The following is a 6719-nucleotide window of genomic DNA, read 5'->3' on the forward strand; positions in this document are numbered from 1 at the left end:
GGTCTCCTCGGAGATCGTGGCGAGAGCGATGATCATCGTTCCAGACGGCGACGTCCCGCCCGCGCGAGGATGTCGGCACCCGCCGGATCGGCCCGGACCGCTTCGGCGAAGCTCTCCTTGGGGAGCACGGTGTTCGCGGCCACGGTCACCGTCTCGGGCGGATCGTCGTAGCCGTCGGGGAGGGCATCCCAGAGGTTGCCCACGAAGGCGACGTTCTCCATCGGAGGACCCACCTGGAGCACGATCGGTGTGTCGGCGCCGTGGACGATGTTGCCGAGGACGGTGATCCACGCGGCGCCGTAGTCGGTGTAAAGGCCGAAGTTGTACGAGGTGAGGACGTCGCGGATCACGTTGCCGCGGACCATCGCCCCGCCGGCGAACGACGAACCCTGCGGTGCCGAGAGGTAGATCCCACCGCCGTCCATCAGCTTCCCCATGCTGCGTTCGACGAGGTTCGAGAGCACCTGGGTGCCCTTTGCCCGCTCGCCTCCGGTGATCACGATGCCGTTGTGCGGGACGTCGCGGATCTCGTTGTGGGCCACGATGGTCTCTTCGGATTCGACCACGAGGACGGCGGACGAGCCGCGATACTCGGTGCCGATGTGGTGGACGAGGTTGTCCTCAAGGGAGACCCGGGTGCCCGCGTGCACGGCGATCCCGCTGCCGGAGATCTCGTCGAAGACGCATTCCCGGACCTCGACGTCGGTGCCGCCCTCGACCAGCAGGCCTCCCGCGCCGAGGCGGGTGAAGTGGTTGCCCTCCACCGTGACCCGGCAGGCCGAGGTGAAGCCGACGTTGGCGGGCAACTGGACGGGCTCTGCCGGAACGTGGACGTACCCGACGTCCGCACCGAGGTCGATCTTCTGGAATTCGCCACGTTCGTAGCGGGCGTTGCCGTGGTAGTGCAGATAGCCGCCGGTGCGAGTGGGGCCAGTCCAGGCCGCGTCGGCGAAAGTGAAGCCGCGGAAGACGAGGTCGTGCACGCCCTGACCGCTGATGAGCGTTTCGAGCACGGGGACGACGACGGTGGTCTTGCCGATCTCCTCGCCGGTGCGCGGGCGGTAGTGCAGGACGTGGTCGCCCGCTTCGGTGCGACTGACGGCGAAAGTGCCCGGCTCGGTCAGGAAGGCCACGCTGTTCTCGAGTACGGAAGGGGCGGCGAGGCCGTCCCAGGTCCCGTCGCCGCCGGCGCCGTACCACTTCGAGTCGTAGAGGGAGCCGGCGTGGTCGAAGGCGGGCTGGGCCATCGTGATGGTGGTCGAGGACGCGTCGCCGGAGATCGACGCGACCGCGATCCGGGCTTCGGACCACGGGTAGACGCCGGGGTACACGAACTCCAGGCCGGACGGGTCCGGCCACGACTGGGGCTCCGTGCTGTCCGTGACGTAACCAGTCGCTGTTTTCGTCACGGTTCCGGGTAGCCCAGTGCTGCGGGCAGCCCGTGTCGCGGGGTGGCCGTCAACGGTGAGCCGTCGTGGTGCCAGGTCGCCGATCGGTGCGGACCAGACGCCGTCGCCGTCCATGGACCAGTCGGTGATTTCACGGCCGCCGCTCAGTTCGACCTTCGCCTGCTCCGGCGTTCCGTAGCCCTGCGCTTGATGGATCACGCGGAAGCCGTTCATGCCGGAATCGCCCTTCGCGTCGTCGAAAACAAGAGGTCGCGCGAGGTAGTGGACGCCGGCGGTGAAGGTGACGACGATGTCGCCGGTCATCCCGGCGGTGACGGCGCGAACGGCTTCTTGCGCCGCGTGCGGGGTCGCGAACGGCCGGTCGGCGGTTCCGGGCCAGTCGTCCTGGCCGTCGGGGGATACGAAGAACCTGATTTCGGGCATGCTGAAGCGCTCCTGGGTGAGGTTTATGGGATATACTGATGTTTATTACCTAAACATGGGTGAGTGACGAGCGTCAAGGGAGTACTGGTGACGGAAGACGACTCGCAGCCGGATCCGGAGCGCGCGATCGAGCTGCTCTGGGGGGCACCCGAGCCGGATCGGCCCGGGTTGAGCCTCGGCCGCGTCGTCGCCGCGGCGATCGACGTCGCGGATGCCGACGGGCTCGCCGCCTTGTCGATGCGCAAGGTCGCGGAGCGGTTCGGCACCACCACCATGTCGCTGTACCGGTACGTTCCCGGCAAGGCGGAACTGGTGGAACTCATGCGCGACGCCGTGTACGGCGAGTTCCCGGTGGAGCCTTCGGCGGAGCTCGGCTGGCGGGCGGGTCTCGAACGCTGGGCGCGACGGGCGTGGGAGATGCACCGACGGCACCCGTGGCTGGTCCACAGTGCCGGAACCCGTCGTCTTCCTGGTCCGAACATCATGGTCGGCTACGACCACGCGCTGGACGTGGCTTCGCGAAGTGGCCTGGCGCCGTCTCAGGTGATCGCGGTGGTGAACCTGGTGGGCGGATTCGTCGAGTCGGCCGCGCGTCAGGCGGGGGAGGTCGCGGAACTGCAGCGGCGCACGGGCGTGTCCCATGAGCGCTGGTGGAGCGAACGAGAGTCCCTGTTCGAGCGCCTCGACCGCTATCCGGCCTTGGAAGCGCTGTGGAAGAGCGGGGGAATGGACGCGCCGCTCGATCCCTTCGAATTCGGGCTGAGTCGCACTCTCGACGGAGTGCAGATGCTCGTCGAAGGCCAGGGCAGTGAGGTAATGCGTGATGAAACAGAGGGTGGGGAGTGTGTCATCTGTGGCAAGCCACTGGACGCGGGAAGGCGGGGCAGGCCTCGGGACTACTGCTCGAGGGCTTGTCAGCAACGCGCCTATCGACAGCGTCAGGCTCAAGGTTGAAGCTTGGGTTCGCGGAGTGTTCCGCTCCGGCCATCACCCGATTGCCGGAGCGGATCACTTCGCATCACGTGAGCAGGTGGTCGAATTCGCCGTTCTTCGCGCCGAGGACGAAGGCCCGGATCTCATGCGGTTCGAAGACGAGGACCGGGCTGTTGTCGCCGAGCTTCGAGTCCCGCACTCCCACGTAGCCGGTCACCGAGTCGTTGACCTCGACGCAGCCGGCTGAACCAGCACTGTAGCTCGATTTCCACCAGCCTGAAAGGCCGAGGAGTGTGGGACGGGCTGTATCATTGTTCATTGATTTCCCTTGCCAAGTTTTGAATGAAAGCCCGTGTCCGTCCAGGGTTTTCCGCTTGTGCCTGGAGACGTTCGAAGGTGTTGCGGAATCGACGCAGGTCTTCTTTGTCGTCGTAATAGAGGCCTTCTCGTCGGTTTTCGACGTACACGGTTCCGGGGTCACCGGTGAATTCGGGCGGGTAGTCCAGGAGTACGAACATGCCGTCCGAGGCGCCGTGGGCGCCCGCGGTGAAAGGGAGCACCTGGATGTCTATGTTCGATCGCTCGGTCAAATCCATCAGGTGCTGCAGTTGATCACGCATCACTGCCGGTCCGCCGACCTGTCGGCGGAGGACGCTCTCGTCCAATATCGACCATATCTGTGGTGCGTCTGCAGGTCGATCGAGTATTTCTTGCCGCGCCATCCGCAGGTCGACCATGGTTTCGAGTTCGGCGTTGGTGTCCCAGCGACGGCCTTCCCTGATGATGGCGAGAGCGTAGTCGCGCGTTTGGAACAAGCCGGGTAGTACGACCAGGTCCACAGTGCGGATCCGGGCGGCGCCGGTTTCCAGGCCGAGATACAGATTGAACCAGTCGAACACTCCGTCGTCGAAATTGATCCACCAGTCGCGGCCGCGTTTCGCTCGCTTGGTCAGGTCGAGGAAACGCGGTGCCCTTTCGGGCACTCCGTAAAAGTCGAGCAGGATTTCCAGATCGGCGGGCGCAGGCAGATTTCGCGAGGTTTCGATATGTGCGATGACCGTCGTCGCCTTGCCGATGCGCTCGGCCGCGGTGGCCCGGTCGTAGCCCGCCGCTTCCCGGAGGCGCTTCATCTCGAGTGCGATCCAGCGCTTGATGGCGGTGGGGGTCAGTGTGCCCACGAAGTCACCACCTCCTCATAGTCTTGTTGCTGAGAGTGACCCCAGGATCACCCGCTTGGCCCCACAGAAGCACGTAGACGTCTCCAATGTATCGCTCTACATTTGAGGCGTCCACAACGGGGCACTCTACAATGTAGAGATTCTTCCGCCGGTAGGCGGGTCGGCGCGTCAGGCTCGTTTCTCGGCGTGGTCGGGGGAAAGGGGGTGACCGGTGATGATCGAGATCGTGATGGTGGAGCGCGACGACGCGATTCGCCACGTCTACAGCTCAGACAACGGTTGACCTTGGGAGGGGTTCGGCGTGCGTCCACGAATCAAGAATGAGCATCGTCCGGTTCGATTCGGCGACGGCTGGATCCGGATCGGCGGTGAGGTGTTCGGCATCGCCGCGGAGTTGAGGGACTCCGACGGTGCGGTGTGGGCGTTACTGGACCTTCTCGACGGAACGCGAACGGTGAGCCAGGTCGGCGCCGACCTGGCTGATCGATTCCCGGACTCTTGTCCCGACGAGGTCGCCGCGGCCATCGAGACGCTGGCCGAGCTCGGGTACGTCGAGGACGCCGATGAGCCTGCCGTGGTCGCGCTGACCGCGCGACAACTCGAGCGTCACTCGCGAAGCCGGTCGCTCTACCGGTGGATCGATCTGACGCGAAGAACTTCGAGCTGGGATTTCCAGGTGCTGTTGGCTCAGGCGCGGGTGGTGCTGGTCGGCGTTGGCGGCGTCGGCTGCACGGCCGCCCTGGGCCTCGTCATGTCGGGGGTGGGACGGCTGCACTGCGTCGAGCCGGACCTGGTCGAACTTTCGAACCTCGGCCGCCAGATCCTGTACACCGAGCAGCATCTGGGTCTGCCGAAGGTGGACGCGGCGGTGGCCAGGTTGCGAGCGGCCAATTCGGACGTCGAGGTCACCGGAGAGTCGACCAGGATCAGGGGAGTGGCGTCGCTGCGAAGACTGGCCGCCGACTGCGACGTCTTGATCATGACCGCCGATCGCCCGCCGGAGATCCGGACCTGGACGAACCAGGCGTGCGCGTCGACGGGTACGCCTTGGGTTTATGGGGGATATCACGGCCCGCAGGTCAACCTGGGGATCTATCGGCCCGGGGCCGGGCCTTGCTACGAGTGTGCCCGCCTCACCGAGCAGGATCGCGACGCCGCGCGGCCGCCGCTGGCGACGTGGCGGCCCGCCGCGAGCATTCCGGCACACGCCGCCAACGCGGTGACCGCGGGTGTCGCGGGCAATCTGGTGGCGCACGCCGTGATGTGCCTGATCACCAACGCGCCGAAGCTCGCGCTGAACTGTCAGTACGGCTTCAGTCTCGCCACGATGGACCACAGCTTCGTCACGAGCCTGGAAGAGCCGCACGCGGAATGCCGGACGTGCCGGGCCGCCGTCTGATCGAGGTCAGGAGCCGGACGTCAGCTGTCGCGCCACGTCCTGGATCAGCCGGGCCGCCGCGGCACCGGACACGGCTTCGGCCTGTAAGAGGCCGAACATGTGCTCGTACAAGGCGACCTCTTCCGGATCCCTGATCAGGTGCTCGCCGGCGAACAGTTCCACTACGACCAGGTCGTCGTAGATGCTGAAGCCGTGCAACGGAGCGACCGGTATGACGCGGTCGAAGGGCACGATCCGCAGGTCGACGGTGCGCAGGCCGGCGAGCGTGTGCAGCCGGTCCAGCTGACCGAGTTGGGTTTCGAGGTCGCCGATCCGGGTCCACAAGGCGGCTTCGCCGATCACCAGCGGCATGGGTTTACGCGGATCGTGCAACAGCGTCTGCCGGTCGATCCGGACGGCCACCATTTGCTCGATGTCAGTGGCGCCGCCCGTTCGTGCCGGGCCGGAGGGGAGCGCGAGCAGCTTCCGCATGAAGTCCGGTGTCTGCACCAGTCCGGGAACCAGTGCGGGCTGGAAGATCGCGACGCGAGAGGCTTTTCGCTCCCGTTCGCGGACCGATCGCTGCTTGGCGACCGCTCCGCCGGTCTTTCCGAACTCCTGTCGGAACGACACCGACTCCACCCGGGCGCGCTTGAGCAAGTCGGCGACTGCGTCTTCTTCGTCGACGGCGTCAGCCGCGGTGAGCCAGCTCGTGATGTCGTCGCCGGTCGGGAACTGGGTCGCGGTCTCTATTTTGGACACTCGCGATTGGGGCCAGCCCAAGGTCTTGGCGAATTGGTTGCCGGACTGCCCGGTGGCGGCGCGGATCTCGCGGAGTTTCGCGGCCAGCCGTGCGCGATCGGAGCTGGGGTGGGGCGACGACGTGGGCATGGGCTTCTTTCGCAGGGGGGCGGGGCTGCGGCTCGGTGCGTGATCATACTCCGGCTCAGCACTAGAGCGCGAATAGTACACGAATAGCCGCTTCGTGCGCGCATAGTTAGCGAATAGCATCAAGTGGCACCAGCCGGGTCGAAGAGTGGGGAGACCGATGTTCGCCAACTGGATCCAAATCGCCGAACTCGCTTTGCTGCCGCTGGGGTTGGGAGTCGGCTACGCCGCTGGGCGAATCTGTCGCCAGGAAGAGCGCGCCTCGTTCGACGGGGGAGTGACGTTCACTCACCCTGGCTTGGTTTCGGAGTATCAGGACCCTGCCCCCGACGTGGGCGCCACTTGGGGATCGGCCAGATAGCCGACCCCAGGGGAGGGAGGACGCCGGACACGTCGAACCTCCGGGTGGGGGAGGGCGGCGGCAGGTCTCGAAGTCAAAATTTATTAAAAAACCCCCAACAAGAAGCAAAAGAAAACAGTAAAAAAAAGAAAAAAAACAAAAAAAAAAAA

General features: G+C 65.4%; 6 protein-coding genes. 2 read left to right on the forward strand and 4 right to left on the reverse strand.

All coding sequences use genetic code 11. The features are described 5' to 3' along the window. Positions 1-32 precede the first annotated feature (32 nt). The gene (locus tag ACFWMR_RS18095; RefSeq protein WP_378379170.1) at positions 33-1832 is read right to left on the reverse strand and encodes a right-handed parallel beta-helix repeat-containing protein; all 1800 of its coding nucleotides are present in this window, start codon (positions 1830-1832) and stop codon (positions 33-35) included. A gap of 87 nt (positions 1833-1919) precedes the next feature. On the opposite strand from ACFWMR_RS18095, the gene ACFWMR_RS18100 reads away from it, so the two are divergent. Further along, a complete protein-coding gene (locus ACFWMR_RS18100) occupies positions 1920-2786 on the forward strand; it encodes a TetR/AcrR family transcriptional regulator (protein ID WP_378379171.1) in 867 nt (288 codons plus the stop codon). Between the two features lie 64 nt (positions 2787-2850). Here the strand turns inward: ACFWMR_RS18100 and ACFWMR_RS18105 are convergent, their stop codons facing one another. After that, positions 2851-3084 carry a DUF397 domain-containing protein gene (locus ACFWMR_RS18105; RefSeq protein WP_378273655.1) on the reverse strand — a complete coding sequence of 78 codons (234 nt, stop codon included), beginning with the start codon at positions 3082-3084 and terminating at the stop codon, positions 2851-2853. Beyond that, positions 3074-3943 carry a helix-turn-helix domain-containing protein gene (locus tag ACFWMR_RS18110; protein WP_378379172.1) on the reverse strand — a complete coding sequence of 290 codons (870 nt, stop codon included), beginning with the start codon at positions 3941-3943 and terminating at the stop codon, positions 3074-3076. The genes ACFWMR_RS18105 and ACFWMR_RS18110 overlap by 11 nt, the downstream gene beginning before the upstream one ends. A gap of 301 nt (positions 3944-4244) precedes the next feature. Here ACFWMR_RS18110 and ACFWMR_RS18115 point away from each other — a divergent pair, with 301 nt between their 5' ends. Continuing rightward, the gene (locus tag ACFWMR_RS18115) at positions 4245-5342 is read left to right on the forward strand and encodes a ThiF family adenylyltransferase (protein ID WP_378379173.1); all 1098 of its coding nucleotides are present in this window, start codon (positions 4245-4247) and stop codon (positions 5340-5342) included. Positions 5343-5348: 6 nt separating this feature from the next. On the opposite strand, the gene ACFWMR_RS18120 is transcribed toward ACFWMR_RS18115, so the two are convergent. Beyond that, positions 5349-6212 carry a helix-turn-helix domain-containing protein gene (locus tag ACFWMR_RS18120; RefSeq protein ID WP_378379174.1) on the reverse strand — a complete coding sequence of 288 codons (864 nt, stop codon included), beginning with the start codon at positions 6210-6212 and terminating at the stop codon, positions 5349-5351. Positions 6213-6719: the final 507 nt, after the last annotated feature.

Source organism: Amycolatopsis thailandensis, from assembly GCF_042723255.1.
In the GTDB taxonomy this organism is placed as follows: domain Bacteria; phylum Actinomycetota; class Actinomycetes; order Mycobacteriales; family Pseudonocardiaceae; genus Amycolatopsis; species Amycolatopsis thailandensis.

Coding starts and splice junctions, on each gene's coding strand:
- ACFWMR_RS18095 (WP_378379170.1), bottom strand. CDS start 1,832: ATGCCCGAAATCAGGTTCTTCGTATCCCCCGACGGCCAGGACGACTGG.
- ACFWMR_RS18105 (WP_378273655.1), bottom strand. CDS start 3,084: ATGAACAATGATACAGCCCGTCCCACACTCCTCGGCCTTTCAGGCTGG.
- ACFWMR_RS18120 (WP_378379174.1), bottom strand. CDS start 6,212: ATGCCCACGTCGTCGCCCCACCCCAGCTCCGATCGCGCACGGCTGGCC.